The following is a 16591-nucleotide window of genomic DNA, read 5'->3' on the forward strand; positions in this document are numbered from 1 at the left end:
TGGCGGGGAGATCGCGCAAGGGCCGCCATGCACCGCAGCACAGGGCAGCGCGTCCGGCCAGGCCCTCGAGACGCGTTCACGGCGCGCGCGTACACGCGTACCGCACGCCGGCCTCCCTAGACTCCAGCCCTCTTCCCGCGGTTGACGTGAGCGAGGTCAAGCATGTCCATCAAGCATCGCAGCGTGTTCAAGGCAGGCAGCGTCGAGGACGCCAACCGGATGGCGGCCCTGGCGACCCAGGGGGGCATTCCGGACGACGATGTCCACATCATCGCGCGCTCCGACACGGAGGTCCGGCGGGTCAGCAACCGCCGCAAGCTGGCCGACAGCGACCTGGTTCCCGCCGCCATGCGGGGCGTGCTGATGGGCGCGGTCATCGGCCTGGTGGCGGGTATCGCGATCATGCTGCTCTGGGGGATGCCCGCCTACGCGCTGATCCTCTCGACCGGCATCGTGGCGGCCATGGGCGGGCTCGGCGGGTCGCTGGCCGGCGCTTCGGTCCGCGATCCCATCAGGCGCCATTTCCGCTCCGAACTCGACGCCGGCAGCGTGCTGGTGATCGTCGACGCCGAGCCGGAGAAACTGCCTGCGGTGCAGCAGGCGCTGGAGGGCGCGGGGGCTTCGCGCCTGGCCTACGATGCGGCCACGGCAATGAGCTGATGTACGCCGCCGTGCCTGGCGCGGCGTGTCAGTGATATCCCTGCCCCGCCAGAATCTTGCCGCGGAATACGCGGTAGGACCAGGCCGTATATCCCAGGATCACCGGCAGCAGCACCGCCACGCCGGCCAGCATGAAGCCCTGCGAGGACGGCGGCGCGGCCGCCTCCCAGATGGTCAGCGATGGCGGTACCAGATAGGGCCACATGCCCAGCACCAGCCCCGCGAAGCCCAGCCCGAAAAAGCACAGGGTCAGCACGAACGGGCGCGCGTCGCGGCCCCGCGCCATCGCCGCGCGCCACAGCGCGAGCGCCGTGAGCAGCGTCAGCGCGGGCACCGGCGACAGCCACCAGAAGTTGCCGTTCTCGAACCAGCGCGACATCACGCGCGAATCCAGGAACGGCAGCCAGGCGCTGACCAGGCCCATGAACACGGCCACCACCAGGACCAGCGGCCGCGTCAGCACGCGTGCCACGCGCTGCAGGTCGCCCTCGGTCTTGAGGATCAGCCAGGTGCTGCCCAGCAGCGCGTAGCCGAACACCACGGCGGCGCCGGTCAGCATCGAGAACGGACTGAACCACGACAGCAGTCCGCCGATGTAGCGCCCCTCCTCCACCGGCATGCCCTCGACCAGGGCGCCGAGGATCACGCCCTGCCAGAACGCCGCGCACAGCGAGCCCAGCGCGAACGCCCAGCCCCACAGCCAGCGGGTGCTTCCGGCCTTGAAGCGGAATTCGAAGGCGACGCCGCGGAACACCAGCGCCACCAGCATCAGCAGGACCGGCAGGTACAGGGCGGACAGCACCAGCGCGTAGGCCGCCGGGAACGCAGCCAGCAACCCCGCACCGCCCAGCACCAGCCAGGTTTCATTGCCGTCCCAGATCGGCGCGGCGGTGTTCATCATCAGGTCGAGCTGGTCTTCGTCCTCCGCGAATGGCGCGAGGATGCCCAGGCCCAGCACGAACCCGTCGAGTACGACGTACATCAGCACGCCGAAGCCGATCACGCCGAACCAGACGACCGGCAGCCAGGTTTCGATCGGCATCAGCGCGTCCCCTCTTCGAGCGATGCATCGGCCGCGCTCAGCGGCCGTGCGGGTGTCCGGTCGCCGCCCTCGGTCTCCGGTTCGGGCTCATGCGGCAGCGGCCCGCGGCGCAGCATCTTCATGATGTAGGCGGCGCCGAAACCGAACACCACGGCGTAGGCAAGCACGTAGACGCCGAGCGAGATGGCCACGCTGGTCGCGTCGACGTTGCTCACCGCCTCCGCGGTGCGGAGTTGGCCGTACACCACCCAGGGCTGGCGGCCCATTTCGGTCACGAACCAGCCTGCGAGAATCGCGACGAACCCGGCCGGCAGCATCAGGTTCCAGGCCAGGTGCAGGCCGCGGGAGGTGGCCAGGCGTCCCTGCCGCCAGCGCACGCCCGAGGCGATGGCCAGCAGCAGCATCGCGACCCCGAGCCCGACCATCACCCGGAACGCATAGAACACGGGCGCGACCGGTGGCAGATCTTCGGCGGGCGCCGAATCCAGCGCATCGATCTGCCCGTCCCAGGTGTGGGTAAGGATCAGGCCGCCCAGCCTCGGGATCGCCACCTGCTGGCGATTGGTGCCGGCGTCCTGGTCGGGCACCGCCCACAGCACCAGCGGCATGCCCTCCCCTTCCGGCAACCGCTCCCAGTGTCCTTCCATCGCCGCCACCTTCAGCGGCTGATGCTCGGCGGTATTGAGGCCATGCAGGTCGCCGGCCAGGATCTGCAGCGGCACCACGATCAGGGCGAAGGCGGTGGACAGCCGCAGCATTCGGGTCGCCGCCTCCTGGTGCACGCCCCGGCGCAGGTACCAGCCCGACACGCCTCCGATCACGAAGCAGGTGGTCAGGAAGGCCGCCAGGGTCATGTGCGTGAGGCGATACGGGAACGACGGGTTGAAGATCACCTCGCGCCACGAGGTGACATGGAAGATGCCGTCCACCAGCTCGTAGCCCTGCGGCGTCTGCATCCAACTGTTGGCCGAGAGGATCCAGAACGTCGAGATCAGCGTGCCCAGGGCCACCATGCAGGTGGACAGGAAGTGCAGCCGCTCCGGCACGCGCTTCCACCCGAACAGCATCACGCCCAGGAAGGTGGCCTCGAGGAAGAACGCGGTCAGCACCTCGAAGCCCAGCAGCGGCCCGAGCACCGCGCCGGCGCGCTCGGCGAGCACGGACCAGTTGGTGCCGATCTGGAAGCTCATCACGATGCCGCTGACCACGCCCATGCCGAAGGACACGGCGAAGATCTTCAGCCAGAAGAAATAAAGGTCCTTCCACACCGCGTCGCGGGTGCGCAGCCAGCGGTATTCCAGGAAGGCCAGCCAGCTCGAAAGCCCGATCGTGAAGGCCGGGAACAGGACGTGGAAGCTGATGACGAAGCCGAACTGGATCCGCGACAGGAGCAAGGCATCCATCGCCACTGGATAGCACCGCGCCCGCTAAGAGCGGGTGAACCCGCCTCAGTCGACGAACGGCACCTGTCGCGACACCATCATGTAGAAGATCGCCAGGAACGAGATCAACGCCGGCACGCCCAGCGCGGCCCAGGCGCCCAGGTGCGCGGCGTAGCGCGGCGGAAGCTCGCTGCCGGTGGCGGCGGCCTCGACTGCGATGTCGCGCAGGCGGATCTGCAGCCACACCACCGGCAGCCAGCACAACGCGGCGATCACGAACAGCACGGTGGACCAGAACACCCACGGCGTGGCCCAGGGGATGCCCATGCGATGGGCCAGGTAGAAGCCGCTCAGCGGCTGGAACACGATCGTGGTGGCGGTGAAGATCCAGTCTGCGGTCACCACCAGACGGGCGACGGCCGCCACGACCTTCGCGTCGCGTGTCCAGCTGACGAAGAACAGGTAGAACGCCGTGCCGATGCCGGTGCCGAACAGCAGCGTCGAGGACAGCACATGCAGGTACTTGACCAGGATCAGGTCCATGGTTTCCGGTCGAGTGCGAGCAGGGCGAGGATCATCGCCAGCAGCGGCAGGTTCTTGAGCACCGGGCCGAACGGGTGCAGCCACTGCCCGGGCAGCCAGATGCTGATGATGACGGTGTACCCGAGGACCAGGAGCAGCTGCGCGAGGTAGGCGGGCGCGCGCCAGCGCGCATGCAGCAACGCCACGCCGAGGGCGATGTCGAGCAGTGCGGCGGACCACAGGGCCGCGTCCGCCAGCGGTCCCCGCAAGCCCACCTGGGCCAGCATGTCCAGGCTCAGTTCGCGCGGGTACAGCCACAGCGACACGATCCCGGTGGCGATCCACATGGCAGCCACGGTCCAGCGCATCGCAGGTACGGTCCATGACAGCAGCGCCGGCCAGCGCATGATGGCGCCGGCGTGCGGGCCGATGAAGGACTCCGGTGCGCGGGGCGGGCGGCCGAGCCATCGTGTCAGGGGTCCCGGGTCGGCCGTGTTCCCGGCGTCGAGCATGGCCAAGGCGTCGGGGTCCAAGGGCACGCGCGGCCAGAACGAAGCCGCCAGCCAGGCCGCACCGCGCGCGGCGAACGATGGAACGGAGACGGTGCGGCCGCGCAACCCCATGCCACGGCGGAACAGGCCAAGGTATTCGACGAGCGTCAGCGCACGCGGCCCGACCGCATCCAGCGACTGGGGAACCCGGTCCGCTTCCACCAGCCGGACCAGGGCTTCCACCAGGTCGTCCAGGTGCACCGGCTGGATCCGCTGGCGGCCGCCGCCAGGCAGCGGCAGCAGCGGCAGGCTGGCGAGTTGCGCGAACCAGCGCGTGCTGGCGCCGGCGGGCGCGAACACCAGCGAGGGCCGCACGATCGCCCCCTGCACCGGCAGTCCGCGCAGGATCTGTTCGGCCTGCCCCTTGCTCGCGAAGTACGGCAGGGAGGATGCCGGATCGGCCCCGAGGGCCGACAGCTGGACGATGCGCGCAACGCCCGCGCGGCAGGCGGCCTCGAACAGCTGGCGCGGTCCTTTCACATGTATTGCATCGAAGCTCTGCTCTGCTGCCTCGCGAAAGATGCCGACCGTATTGACCAGCACGTCCACTCCCGCCAGCGCGTCCGCCAGGGTGCGTTCGTCGGGCAGCGCATTGAAATCCCAGGCCAGTACCGCGGTCCCGGCATGTTCCCGCGTGCCGCGCCTGGCGAGGGCGGTCCGATGACCGCGGGCGGCCAGCGCATCGACCAGCGCCGCGCCCACCAGGCCGCCGCCGAGCACCACGACGGCGAGGGGCCGACGACCACCCTGCCCATGCGTGCCCTGCGCTCGGGCTCGCTCGCCAGCGTGCTGAGCACGCTTGTCGTGTCGATGTTCAGCCGCAGCCGCAGCGGCACCGCCGCCGCGGGCACCAACGCCACCAGCCAGTGGTTCTGGTATCCGCGGGCTCGCCATATTGCGCGGCCCTCGCCGAAGTACACGCTCACCGGTTACGCGGTGCACCATGCCAGCTCGCTGTTCTGGGCAATCGGCTACGAGACGCTGCGGCCGGATCGGTCGCCGCCGGCTGGACGTATCATCCGCGCCGCCGGCGTCGCCGCCGTCGCCTACGTAGTCGATTATCACGTGGTGCCCCGCCGACTCAGCCCGGGCTTCGAACACCGGATCGGCCCGGCGGGCATCGGTTGCGCGTACGCCGCGTTCGCACTCGGGCTGTACGTCGCCACCACGCTCGCCTCGCGCGGGAGGAGCAAGACACTCACTGCCCCTCCTGCCCGGAAGCCTCGTCGAGTTCGCACGGCGCCAGAGGCTCGCTCGCCGGGCCGTTGAGCACCGCCCCGGTGACCGCCTCGAATCGCGAGCCATGGCAGGGGCAATCCCAGGACTTCTCCTCCCTGCTCCAGCGCACCACGCAACCCATGTGGGTGCAGCGGGCGTCGTGCGCATGCAGCACGCCGTGACCGTCCCGGTAGACCGCAAGACGGCGCAGGCCCCTGCGCAGCACCGCGCCGTTGCCAGGCGTCAGTTCGGCAGGATCGGACAGGTCTGCCGGTGCGATCCAGTCGCGGTACTGCGCGCCTGAGTTGAGGTTTTCCTTCAGCCATGGCCCCGCGCTGGCCCAGCGGCGTCGTGCAGGGTCGTAAAGTTCGGCCCAGGGGTTGGGCCGCCCCTGGATCAGGTCGCAGAGCAGCAGCGCCCCCAGCGTGCCGTGGGTCAGGCCATTGCCCGAGTCGCCGGTGATCAGGTAGACGTTCTCCATCTCCGGATCGGCGCCGGCGAAGGCAAGGCCGTCGGCCGGTTCCAGAATCTGCCCGGACCATGCCGAAGTGAAATGCGTGATCGCAGGAAAGCGCCTGCGGGCCCAGGCCTGCAGGCGCACGTACGCTTCCGGGTCGTCGTCCTGTCCGACCTTGTGGTCTTCGCCGCCGACCAGCACCAGGACCCGATCGTCGCCATCCTCGAGCAGGCGCACGTAATGGTAGGGATCGCCGTCATCCCAGTAGAGCGCATCCGGAATGGCGCCTCGCGGCGCGTGACCCGCGACCACATAGGTGCGGTACGCGGCCTGCTCGAGCCAGGCGACGCCTGTCTGGTGGAAGGGCACGTTGGCCGCGGAGACCACGCTGCGCGCCTGCAGGCGCCCGCCGCTGCGCAGTTGCACGACCGCGCGCGGACCTCCGTCGATCGCCGTCGCCTCGGCACGGAGGAAGCGGCCTCCCGCGTCGTGGACGCAGTGCGCCAGGTGCAACAGGTAGTCGCCGATCGCGATGCGCGCCTGCCCGTCGAATCGCAGAACCGGCCCCAGCGCGGGCAGCCCCGAGACGCCATCGCGCAACAAGGCCACATCCAGCCCCGCATCGGCGGCCGCTGCAGCCTCGCGCTCCAGGCCGGACGGGTCGCCATCGCACGGAAACAGATATCCCGGTACGCGCCGGAATCCGCAGGCGTCCGCGTCCTGCATCGCCAGTGCTTCGATCCAGTCGATGGCGGCCGCATGGCTGGCTGCGGCCAGTCTGGCGCCCTCGCGACCGTGGTACCGGGCCAGGACGCTGAAGCGGTTGTCGAGTGCGGATGCCAGGTGGGCGCTGGTCCTGAGCGTTTCGCCGGCGCCCACGCCCTGCCGGTCGACCAGCAGGACCTCGCGACCTTCGCGCAGCAGGCACAGGGCAGTGGTGAGCCCTGCAATGCCCGCGCCCACTACGACCACATCGCAACCGGAAGGTCCGGGCTCCTCGCTCCACCATGCCCGCGTCCGTGCGCCGATGTCCTCCCAGACCGGAATGGTCCTTGCCGTGCCCATGGTGACTCCCTGCGCGCCTATCACTCGGGCCAGCTTGCAAATGCGGGAGTGAAGGGAGGGTGCATCACCAGTAGAGAAGAGGAGCCGCCGTTCCCGGCGACGCAGGCGGAGGGTTGCGCCCCTCCGCCCTCGTTTCATCGGGGAGCCCTGCTGGGCTACCCCGAGTGCCTGCTCAGTGCGGCTGCTGCGGGTCCGGTGCCGCGCCTTGCGAGGCCGCCGCACCCGTGGCCGGAGTTGCCGTGGCCGACCGTGTCTGCTGCTTCGATGCGCTGTCCTGCGACAGCGGATCTTCCGATGTCCGGCGCTGGTCGCTGCCGGTGTCGAAGTCGCCGCGCGGCGCTGGTTCCTCGGCGGCCACGCGGATGCGGTTGTCGACCTCCTTGGCGCCCGGGACTGCGTCGGCGATGTCTTCCGCGCGATGCTTCATCCAGCGCGTCGGCACCGTGCCCTCCAGCACGATCCGCCCCTGTTCGCAACGCGCCTCGATCTCGGTGGCATCGACGATCGGATCGTCGCAGAGGCGTTCGTTGACATCTTCCAGGATGCGTTCGTCCGAGCGCGACCAGCCGCGGGGCCCGCGACCACGTTGGCCGCCCTGGCCCTGCGCGCGGTAGGCCTGGTCCCAATGTCCGGAATGATCGCTGCCTCCACGTGCCGAACCCTGTCCACCGCGGCCGGACGCAGCGCCGGTTTGCGGCCGCCCTTCCCCGCCAAAACCATAACTGCCCGGTATGTAATCCGCGTCCCGCATCCAGTCCTGGCGACCGGGGGACCGATAGCCGTCCTCGTGCATCGCGCCGCCCGGTCGCTGCCGCGCCAGGTGATCGGCATGCGCGTCGAACTCGCGTGCGCGATGATCGTCGTAGTCGTAGCCGGCCCTCGTCCGCCCCTCGTAGGGCGTATTCCGCGTCGAGTAGGCGCGGTTGCCGGAGCCCGACGCGCCTCCGGAGCCGCCCCGGCGATCACTGCTGGACCACGGACCCAGCGGGTCCTCGCCGCCGCTGCCGAAGCCCTGCGGCGGCGGGCCGAAACCTTCCTCGCTACCGCGGAAGCCTTCCCGGCGCCGCTCCGCTTCGTCATGGCCGCCCTGCTCGCGTCGGGTCGCCGCGTGCAGCCATTCGCGGCCCTGTTCGAGATAGTGCGCGCCCGTTTCCAGCAGGCGTTCGGCGACCGCCCGCAGTTCGCCGACGCCGGCGGTCTGGCGTTCGTTGTCGGAGCCGGAGCCCCGGTTCCATCGATTGGAATTACGCACTGATGTGCCCTCCTCCGTTGATGTGGATGGTCTGGCCCGTGATGAAGGACGATTCCTCGCTGGCCAGGAAGACGTAGGCCGGCGCGACCTCGGAGGGCTGGCCGGCGCGCTTTAGCAGGGTTGACGTGCCGAACTCCGCGACCTCTTCGGCACTGAAGCTGGCCGGGATCAGCGGGGTCCAGATCGGGCCGGGGGCGACCGCGTTCACGCGTACGCCCCGATCTGCCACGGCCTGGGCCAGCGAAAAGGTGAGCGCGTGGATGGCGCCCTTGGTCGAGGCGTAGTCGATCAGCTTCTCGTGACCGCGCACACCGGTCACCGAGCCGGTGTTGATGATCGACCCACCCTCGCCCAGGTGCTCCAGCGCCGCGGTCGCGAGATTGATGTAGGCGAAGACATTGGTCCGGAACGTACGTTCGACCTGTTCGGGCGTCAGGTCCTCCGGCTTCTCCACCGTGTGCTGCTCGGCAGCGTTGTTCACCAGGATGTCCAGCCTGCCGTGGAGGTCGACCGTGCGACGCACCAGTTCACGGCAGAACGCCGGGTCGCCTACATCGCCTGCCACGCTGCTGCACTCCCCGCCTTCCTCGCGCACGAGGCGTTCGGTCTCGGCGGCGTCGTCGCGCTCGTCGAGATAACCGATCACCAGCTTGGCGCCCTCACGGGCGAAGTGAAGCGCGACCGCGCGCCCGATGCCGCTGTCGCCACCGGTGATCAAGGCCACCTTGCCTTGCAGCCGCCCCGACCCGCGATAACTTTCGCGAATGCTTTCGGGTAACGGATGCATCTGCGACTGCTGCCCCGGCTGGTGCGCCTGCTCCTGCGGCGGTAGCTTGTGTGCATCGTCGTTCATTTCGCGCTCCGTGCATGGGGAAGAGCACGATGGCAGTCGGCGCGTGCAGCCGATGTCGCGGCCGCCTTAGGATTCGGTAACGGACGGCTTCACGCAGGGCGTACCGCAGCAATTGCAAGCTGGCCCGCCCGTCTTTCGGATTCCCCCATGAACCCCATGCGCTGTCTGCTGATGGCCGCCTGTCTGACGCTGGCCACCGCCTGCGAAAAGCATGCAGATCCCATCGGGACCGTTCCCGCCGAGGATGTCCCCGCTGTTCCGGTGAGCCCGGCGCCGCAGGATGCCGCGGGTATCGCCAACTGCGAAAGCATGATCGGTGCCGAACGGGAGGCCTGCCTGCGCCGCTATCCGCCGACATCGACCACCCCGGTCGAACCGGAGAAGACGTCGCCGCCGGCACGGTGACTTCCGGCCTCCTCGGGGCCGGGCGCGGGTCAGCGTCCCGGCGCTTCGGTCGAGGGCTGGTGCGACACGTCGACCACGTCGTCCAGCCAGAAGTAGCGGATCACGCCCATCCCGCCGATGTTGTCGAGCTTGAGGACCGCATTCACGCCCTCGTTTCCGCTGTGATCGAGGAAGGTCTGCAGGCCGGGTTTGGCGATGACCACGCCCGATACCTTCGCGCCGTTGGCCAAGGTGATCGTGACCCGTTCCTGTTCCCCGAGCGCATCGCACAGCGAGGACAATCGTTCGACGTCCTGCTGTCTTACATGGACCCGCTCCGCATGCTGTGTCATGGCGTTGCGCCTTCGATAGTGTGTTGCTGCCGGATCCTACGCAGTCACGTGTCAAGTCGACGCGTGCGCGGCGTCGAGACAGGCGCGTGCGCGCGCCGCCGATGGCTGGGGTTCAGGCCCGCACGACTTCCGCGTCGCAACGCCCTGGCGCAGGGTCACGCGCGCTCAACACCCGCTGCGCTATCACTCACGCCTCCCAACCGAGACACCACCATGAGTCGCGATCGCAAGGATCCACAGGATTCCACCACGCCCGAAGACGAGACTCCGGGCGAGCGTCGGGAGCGCAAGGCCAGGGAAAGCGAGAACCAGGACGAGGCGCTGGAAGAAACCTTCCCCGCCAGCGATCCGGTTTCGCCGTTCATTCCGGCCAAGAGGCCAGAGTGATATGGACGAAGGCCGCGCGCCTGCCGCGCTGCTGATCATCGACATGATCGGGCTGCTGGATTTTCCCGGCGCCGACAGGATCGCGCCGCGGGCGGTGGCGGCGGCGCGACGGATCCAGGCGCTGCGCCGGCGGTTCCACGATCGCGACTGGCCGGTCGTGTTCGCCAACGACAATTTCGCCCGCTGGCGTTCCGACTTTCGCGAGCAGGTGGCGATGGCGGTGCATGCCGGAGGAGCGCCGGCCGAGATCGCCACCCGCCTGGATCCGGGGCCACGCGACCATTTCGTCCTCAAGCCCAAACACTCGGCGTTCCTCGCGACGCCCCTGCCCGTGCTGCTGGCCAAGCTCGGAGTGCGCCGCCTGCTGCTGACCGGGATGGCGCTGGAAAGCTGCGTGCTGGCCACTGCGATCGATGGCAATTCGCGGGAGTTCGAGGTCGCCGTGGTCCGCGATGCGGTGGCGGGCCGGGCGGAACTGCAGATGCCGGCACTCCGGGTGATCGAAGGCTCGGGCACCGCGCGCGTGCTGGGAAGCCGGGCCGCGGTGGCCTGGGCGGCAGACCGGGGTTCCGCGGCAGGCGGACGCTGAGCCGTCGATTAGGCCGAGATACGACTGAATTCGCTGCAGATACGGGGCATTTGGCCGACGTCCGCCACCAATTGACAAATTTTTACGGGCTTCACGGTATGGTGACGCACCATCCGCAACCGATGACCCTGATGGCCCCCAAGACCAACAACACCGTTCTCCGTAAGTCCGGCAAGGCCGGTGGCAAGCAAAACGCCTCCCTGACCCGCGAGCAGATCGAGGACCACCTGGCGGCATTCCGCAAGGCCGGCGGCAAGATCGAAAAGCTCGGCAACACCAACACGTTCAAGAAGATCGGCTGAGCCCGGCCGACCGGTCATCAGCGGATCGGGACATCGTGGAAGGCCTCTGGCGGCGGTTCCATCCGGAAGCTGTAATGCCACCACTCCATCGGATAGTTCTCGAAGCCATGCCGCGCCATGACGTCGCGCAGCTGCGTGCGTGCGCGCCGCTGGGCCGGCGTGATCCCGGAGTGGTCCGTATTGGCGCGTGGGTCGAAGAAGTCGTAGTCCGTGCCCATGTCGAGGGACTCGCAGCGGCCGCTGCGACAGTCCAGCAGGCTCAGATCCACCGTTGCGCCCTTGCTGTGGCCTGATCGGTCGGAGATGTAGCCAGGCACCAGGCTGGCCTTGTCCAGCGCCGGGTAGTAGGCCGCCTTGGTGGACTGGTCGCTGGCGTCCGCGGCCCAGCGCACGAACTGGCGGACCGCGCGCGCCGGCCGGTAGCAGTCGTAGATCCGCAGGCGCAGGCCCTCGGTGCGCAACTCCAGCTCCGCGTCGCGCAGCGCTTCGGCGGCCTCGCGCAGCAGGTAGCACCTGGCTGCGTCGTAACCATCCACGCGGGTGCCGGTGAAATTGTTGGTGCCGGCGTAGCGGATGTCGAGATCGATGCCCGGCGCCAGTTCGGCGATGTCGACCATTCCCACGGACGACGGCGTGGAAGGCGCCTCCGCTGCTGCGGCGGCCAGCGCCGGCGACGCCGGGCCGCGAGGCGCTTGCGATGCCGCGCCACACCCCGAACCCAGCAGTACGGCCATGGCCATGGCCGCGAGAACTCGCTCAGCGCGCAGCGCAGCCGCCGATGCGTTCGAAAGCCAGATCCTCGTAGTCATAACTGAAGTCCGCATCGGGATCCACCTTGGCCATGGTCATTCGCACCGGGCCGTCGTCGCGTTCGAACGACAGCCAGGCTTCCGCATCGACGCCCGGGTCATGCCAGTCCACGAGCAGCCGCTCGCCGCTGCGCATCACCGTACCGTGCAGCTTCGGCGATTTGAGCGCGCGGAACTCGACGCCCTCGCCTGCCGCGCACAGCCGGACCTCGCCGAACCAGGGATCGAGGTAGACGCCGGTTTCCATTTCCTCGTCCGAAGGCGTCGCGGCGATGCGAGGCGTGGCGCCGGCCTCGCCCGCGCCCGCCTCGGCCGGGCCCGAACCGCGCGCCTCCAGCAGGCGCGCGTAATGCGCCACCGTCAGCGAGCCGTCCTGCGGCCGCGTGAAGCGCTTGACCAGGACCTGGGTCAGCACGGTGCGGAGCTCGTCCATGTTGCCGTTGGCGAGGACCACGATGCCGACGCCCTTGTGCGGCAGCAGCGTCAGCGCCGAATACATGCCCGACAGGGTGCCGGTGTGCGACACCTTCCAGGTGCCGTCCACATCGGTCAGCCGCCAGCCGTAGCCGTAGGCCGAAAAGTGGCTGTTGTCCCATTCGCGCATGCGCGCCGACAGCGGCATCGGCATGTGCGCCTTCCAGACCTCCTCGCGCTGCCGCGGCGAGAGGTAGGGCTTTCCCGCAGCGTCCAGCCCATGGCGATCGGGCTGCAGCCACATGCTGGCCCAGCGCAGCATGTCGTCCAGGCTGCAGCGGATGCCTCCCGCCGCCAGCATGGGCACGTCCTCGATGATCTCGGCATCGGCGCGCGCCACCAGCTGGCGCCCGTCGTCTCCCCGCCGGTGCGGTTGCGCGACGTTGCCCACGACATCGCGCTGCCACTGGCCTGCCTGGCAGCGACGCAGGCCGAGCGGCTCGAACAGTTCACGGCGCAGCAACTGGTCGAACGGAGCGCCACCCGCGGCCGCCGCGACTTCGCCCGCGACGATGTAAAGCGTGTTGTCGTAGGCGTAACGCGAGCGGAAGCTGTAGGCGGGCTTCAGGTGCCGCAGCCCCTGGATCACGTCGGCGCGGGTGAACAGGTTGGGTTCCGGCCACAGCATCAGATCGCCCGCACCCGCGCCCAGGCCGCTGTTGTGGATCAGCAGGTCGCGCACCTGCATCTCGCGCGTCACCCAGGGATCGTGCATGCGGAAATCCGGCAGGTACCGGATCACCGGATCCGTCCATTCCAGTTTGCCCTGGTCCACCAGCCGGGCCAGCACCGCCGCGGTCATCGCCTTGCTGTTGGATGCGATCTTGAACAGCGTGTCGCGATCGATCGGTTCGCCGCTGCCGGCGGCCAGTTCGCCCTGGGTTCTGGCGAAAACGATCTCGCCATCCACGATCACGCCCACGGCGAGGCCTGGCGGTCGATAGCGCTCGAAGGCGTCGTTGAAAGCCGCGTCGAGGAGTCGCACGTCATGGACTTCGGCAGCCCGCACCTCGGAGGCGGCGGCCGACGATGCGAGCAGGGATAACGCGAGGGCAATCGGAAAAATTCGCATGGCGGAGCTGTGTGGCCTACGCGGTCGCGCCCCGCTCGAGCGGGGCGTGACCGGGTCTGTCAGTTGAACCTGGCTTCGAGGATGAGGTTGAACGAGCGCCCGCGCGGGTCGGCGACGCGCGCCTCCCAGCCGGCGCCGTCGCCATCGTCGAGATAGCGTACGGTGAACGGCGGATCGGTATTGAGCAGGTTGCGCACGCCGAAGCTCACCTTCAGGTGTTCGATGCCCGTCCAGCTCACGCCGTAGTTGTAGGTGATGTATTCCTCGACGTCCGGATCCCAGTTGGCCGGCGTGTAGCCGTTGGCGATGCCCGGCGGCTGCCAGTCCTCGTAACCGTCGCGATAGACCTGGGTGAGCGTGTGCGTCCAGTCGCCGCTGGCCCAGCCGAGGCTCAGCGTGTGCTTCCACTGCAGCGGCAGGTTGAAGTAGCGCTCGTACTTGCCCACCAGGTTCTCGCTGTAGGGGCGATTGGCGAAATCCTTCACCTGGAAGTTGTCCAGGTAGCTGCCGTTGAGGTTGATCTGCCAGCGCCCGCCGGCCAGTTCGCCAATCAGGTTGGCGTCGATCTCCACGCCGCGCGACAGCGTGCCGCCCGAGTTGATGGCGCGCTGGTCGATAGCGACGATGGTGCCGGCGCTGTCGCGGATGTAGCTGGCCGCGTACGCATCGTAGTTCGCGCCCATCTGGGTCAGGCTGAAGCCGCTGCGGATCGTGTTGGTCCGCTCGATCTCCCACCAGTCCACGCTGAGGTTGAAGTTCTCCGTGGGTGCCAGGACCAGGCCGATGCTGCGCTGGTCAGCTTCTTCCGGAATCAGGGCGGGATTGCCCCCCGACAGGATGTCGGGCCTGATCTGCTCGCTGCACGCCGCCACGTTGGGGTTGTAGCGGCCGCCCGGGCAGACTGCCGGGTCGGCCAGGTCCAGGCCCGTATAGGGCGTCGAAGAGGTTCCGCGCAACAGACGCGCGAAGTCCGGAACCTTGAAACTGGTGCTGTAGGCGCCGCGGAACGCGAGCCAGTCCACCGGCTGCCATTTGAACGACAGGCGCGGGTTGCTGGTGCTGCCGAAATCGCCGTAGTCGTCGTAACGGCCGGCGGCGGTGACCTCGAGACTGTCCAGGATCGGCAGGTAGAACTCGGCGAAGACCGCCCGGACGTCGCGATGCACGGGCTGGATGTAGTTCACCGAATCGCCGGGGGCGCCGAATACGTAGGCATTGCCTTGCGTCCACTCGGCCGGCCCGCCGAACTCGTATTCCTCGCGACGCACGTCGGCGCCGAACGCGGCCTGCACCTCGCCGCCGCCCAGATGCCAGCCCAGTCCACCCGAGAAGCTGACGTCGAACGTGGTCATGGTGGTCTCGCCGCGATACAGCAGCAGACCGCGCGCGGACGCCGCGTCGAGCGCCGCGTAGGCTTCCGGCGACTGGTCCTGGCCGGGCATCAGGAAGGGGTTGAGCACGCCGGTGCGCAGCATCGTCTTGAGCGCCGGGGTGAAGTAGTAGCCGCCGCCGAGCACCGAGCTGGATTCGCTGCGCGCGCGCGACAGGCCCGCACTGTAGTCCCACGAGCCCAGGGTACCCTCGAAGCCGAGCAGCAATCGCAAGGCCTCCGTGGACGTTTCGATCTGGCGCGGGCCGCAGGCCTCGCAGCGCCAGCGATAGGCGATCGGCGCGCCTTCCACCAGGTAGTCCGTGCCGAAGTACGCGGCCAGGCCGTCGTAGATCCGGTCGTAGGTGTCGGCGGTCCGGGCATTGCGCTCGTAGGCATCGAGCGCGGTAGGACCCGCATTGACGCTGGAGGTGATCTGCTGGGCTTCGAAGTGACGCGTGGACGTGACGTCCGAACCCATCACTTCGAAGTAGGCCTGGTGATCGTCGGAGATCTGCCATGTCGCGCGGCCGACGAACTGCGTGGTGTCCACCGGCTGCTGGATGGTGCGGGCACGCCCGTAGTCCCAGGCGCAGGCGTAGCGCGAGGCGGGCCCTGCCCAGATGTCGGGATCGTAAGGGCCCATCATGTCGCCGCCGGCTTCGCATCCGGCGGCTCCAGGCAGGTCGAGCAGGTTGATGGCCGAGACGATGCTGCCTGTGGCCGGGTCGATCATGCCGTAGGCCACCGGCGTGCCGGGATTGGCGTCCACGCCGACCATGCTTCCGGCGGCGCCGAACACGTTGGCGAACGGCGTGCCGCGGGTATCGGGCGAAAGGCCGCGGTCCGGCTGGAAGCTGTTGGCGAAGTCCCGATCCTTGCCGCGCAGGATCCCGTTGCTCTTGGCGCTGACCGCGAGCCAGGCGTTCCAGCGGTCCGTATCGAGGTCGCCCATGCCTGCCAGCACGCTGGCCTGATAGATGTCGCCGCCCCCATCCTGGGTGACATCGGCCCCCACGCTGACGGTGACGCCCTGGTAGTCGTTGCGGGTGATGAAGTTGATGACCCCGCCGATCGCGTCGGTCCCGTAGACCGCGGACGCACCATCGCGCAGCACCTCCACCCGGTCGATGGCGGCGAACGGGATCGAGTTGAGGTCCACCACCTGCCCGGCCAGGCCGTGGCTGGCCACGCGCCTGCCGTTGAGCAGCACCAGCGTCGCGTCGGCGCCCTGCCCGCGCAGGTTTGCGCCCGACACGCCGTTGTTGCCGCGCGTGCCCGGCGGCGCGATGCCGCTATTGGCCGCCAGGCTGTCGGGGCCGTTGCTGGCGACGTTGAGGAACTGCAGCAACTGCTCGGCGGAGGTGATGCCCTGCGCCTCGATCTCCTGCTTCTGGATCACGGTCACCGGCAGCGCGGTTTCGATGTCGGTGCGCTTGATGCGCGAACCGGTGACGTGGATGCGGTCGAGCGTGCGCGTGGAGTCGGCCCCCGGCGCGGTCGTGGTGTCCTGGGCGGCGGCAGTCCCTGCCAGTGTGAGCGCGATGGCGAACGCGAGCGTCGATGCGGTCGCGGCGTGGGTACGGCTGTGGACTGCTGGCATGAAGATTCCCCGGAAAAATCAAACGATGGCGATGCACGGCCCTGGTGGCCAGGTGTCCGTTGGCATGCATCGTCGCATGCGCCCTCTCGTCATGCTGCTTAACATGCACCGGAGAAACATGTCAATTTGATGTCGGCTGCGTCCGTGCCGGGGCGGCGACTGCGGACGCCTTGGGATCGATGCTGGCTGCGCGTGGGTGCGGCCGCATCCTCCGACGGCGCGGCTGGAATCCGCCGCCCGATCGTTC

Annotated in this window: 17 protein-coding genes; 6 read left to right on the forward strand and 11 right to left on the reverse strand. The window is 68.8% G+C overall.

What is annotated here, in order from left to right; translation table 11 throughout:
* Positions 1-162: 162 nt before the first annotated feature.
* The gene (locus tag ACQYVW_RS00895) at positions 163-660 is read left to right on the forward strand and encodes a hypothetical protein (RefSeq protein WP_434933149.1); all 498 of its coding nucleotides are present in this window, start codon (positions 163-165) and stop codon (positions 658-660) included.
* 28 nt (positions 661-688) lie between these two features.
* Here ACQYVW_RS00895 and cydB read toward each other — a convergent pair whose 3' ends face one another.
* The 4 genes from cydB to ACQYVW_RS00915 are packed head-to-tail and all read right to left on the reverse strand — an operon-like array spanning position 689 to position 4880.
* Complete coding sequence (gene cydB, locus ACQYVW_RS00900) at positions 689-1702, reverse strand: cytochrome d ubiquinol oxidase subunit II (protein ID WP_434945740.1); 1014 nt, start codon at positions 1700-1702, stop codon at positions 689-691.
* Positions 1702-3105: a cytochrome ubiquinol oxidase subunit I gene (locus ACQYVW_RS00905; protein ID WP_434945741.1), complete on the reverse strand. Its 1404-nt coding sequence runs from the start codon at positions 3103-3105 to the stop codon at positions 1702-1704. The genes cydB and ACQYVW_RS00905 overlap by 1 nt, the downstream gene beginning before the upstream one ends.
* 45 nt (positions 3106-3150) lie before the next feature.
* Positions 3151-3627, reverse strand: coding sequence for a DUF2269 family protein (locus tag ACQYVW_RS00910; RefSeq protein WP_434945742.1), 477 nt, complete (start codon positions 3625-3627; stop codon positions 3151-3153).
* A complete protein-coding gene (locus ACQYVW_RS00915) occupies positions 3618-4880 on the reverse strand; it encodes an SDR family oxidoreductase (RefSeq protein ID WP_434945743.1) in 1263 nt (420 codons plus the stop codon). Before ACQYVW_RS00915 ends, ACQYVW_RS00910 begins: the two co-directional genes overlap by 10 nt.
* Between ACQYVW_RS00915 and ACQYVW_RS00920 the strand changes: the two genes are divergently transcribed.
* On the forward strand, positions 4818-5426 hold the full coding sequence (locus tag ACQYVW_RS00920; protein ID WP_434945744.1) for a hypothetical protein: 609 nt from the start codon (positions 4818-4820) through the stop codon (positions 5424-5426). The two genes, ACQYVW_RS00915 and ACQYVW_RS00920, sit on opposite strands and share 63 nt — an antisense overlap.
* Here the strand turns inward: ACQYVW_RS00920 and ACQYVW_RS00925 are convergent.
* From ACQYVW_RS00925 to ACQYVW_RS00935, 3 genes are all read right to left on the reverse strand, one after another.
* Positions 5356-6897 carry an FAD-dependent oxidoreductase gene (locus ACQYVW_RS00925; RefSeq protein WP_434945745.1) on the reverse strand — a complete coding sequence of 514 codons (1542 nt, stop codon included), beginning with the start codon at positions 6895-6897 and terminating at the stop codon, positions 5356-5358. The two genes, ACQYVW_RS00920 and ACQYVW_RS00925, sit on opposite strands and share 71 nt — an antisense overlap.
* Positions 6898-7069: 172 nt before the next feature.
* Positions 7070-8149: a BON domain-containing protein gene (locus ACQYVW_RS00930; protein WP_434945746.1), complete on the reverse strand. Its 1080-nt coding sequence runs from the start codon at positions 8147-8149 to the stop codon at positions 7070-7072.
* Entirely contained in the window at positions 8142-9002 is an 861-nt protein-coding gene (locus ACQYVW_RS00935; RefSeq protein WP_434945747.1) for an SDR family oxidoreductase, read from the reverse strand. Before ACQYVW_RS00935 ends, ACQYVW_RS00930 begins: the two co-directional genes overlap by 8 nt.
* Before the next feature lie 147 nt (positions 9003-9149).
* Between ACQYVW_RS00935 and ACQYVW_RS00940 the strand changes: the two genes are divergently transcribed.
* Positions 9150-9407: a hypothetical protein gene (locus ACQYVW_RS00940; protein ID WP_434945748.1), complete on the forward strand. Its 258-nt coding sequence runs from the start codon at positions 9150-9152 to the stop codon at positions 9405-9407.
* A gap of 29 nt (positions 9408-9436) precedes the next feature.
* Here ACQYVW_RS00940 and ACQYVW_RS00945 read toward each other — a convergent pair whose 3' ends face one another.
* Positions 9437-9739, reverse strand: coding sequence for a DUF3247 family protein (locus ACQYVW_RS00945; protein ID WP_434933137.1), 303 nt, complete (start codon positions 9737-9739; stop codon positions 9437-9439).
* A gap of 213 nt (positions 9740-9952) precedes the next feature.
* Between ACQYVW_RS00945 and ACQYVW_RS00950 the strand changes: the two genes are divergently transcribed.
* From ACQYVW_RS00950 to ACQYVW_RS00960, 3 genes are all read left to right on the forward strand, one after another.
* On the forward strand, positions 9953-10126 hold the full coding sequence (locus ACQYVW_RS00950; RefSeq protein WP_434933136.1) for a hypothetical protein: 174 nt from the start codon (positions 9953-9955) through the stop codon (positions 10124-10126).
* Between the two features lies 1 nt (position 10127).
* A complete protein-coding gene (locus tag ACQYVW_RS00955; RefSeq protein ID WP_434945749.1) occupies positions 10128-10715 on the forward strand; it encodes a cysteine hydrolase family protein in 588 nt (195 codons plus the stop codon).
* 122 nt (positions 10716-10837) lie between these two features.
* The gene (locus ACQYVW_RS00960; protein ID WP_434945750.1) at positions 10838-11017 is read left to right on the forward strand and encodes a hypothetical protein; all 180 of its coding nucleotides are present in this window, start codon (positions 10838-10840) and stop codon (positions 11015-11017) included.
* A 17-nt stretch (positions 11018-11034) separates the two neighbouring features.
* Here the strand turns inward: ACQYVW_RS00960 and ACQYVW_RS00965 are convergent, their stop codons facing one another.
* The 3 genes from ACQYVW_RS00965 to ACQYVW_RS00975 form a co-directional block, all read right to left on the reverse strand.
* Complete coding sequence (locus tag ACQYVW_RS00965; RefSeq protein WP_434945751.1) at positions 11035-11634, reverse strand: M15 family metallopeptidase; 600 nt, start codon at positions 11632-11634, stop codon at positions 11035-11037.
* Between the two features lie 139 nt (positions 11635-11773).
* Entirely contained in the window at positions 11774-13285 is a 1512-nt protein-coding gene (locus ACQYVW_RS00970) for a serine hydrolase (RefSeq protein WP_434945752.1), read from the reverse strand.
* A 146-nt stretch (positions 13286-13431) separates the two neighbouring features.
* Positions 13432-16344 (reverse strand): TonB-dependent receptor domain-containing protein, encoded by a 2913-nt coding sequence (locus ACQYVW_RS00975; protein ID WP_434945753.1) that lies wholly within the window; start codon positions 16342-16344, stop codon positions 13432-13434.
* Positions 16345-16591: the final 247 nt, after the last annotated feature.

Origin of the sequence: Luteimonas campi (assembly GCF_051162505.1) — a bacterium.
GTDB lineage: Bacteria > Pseudomonadota > Gammaproteobacteria > Xanthomonadales > Xanthomonadaceae > Luteimonas.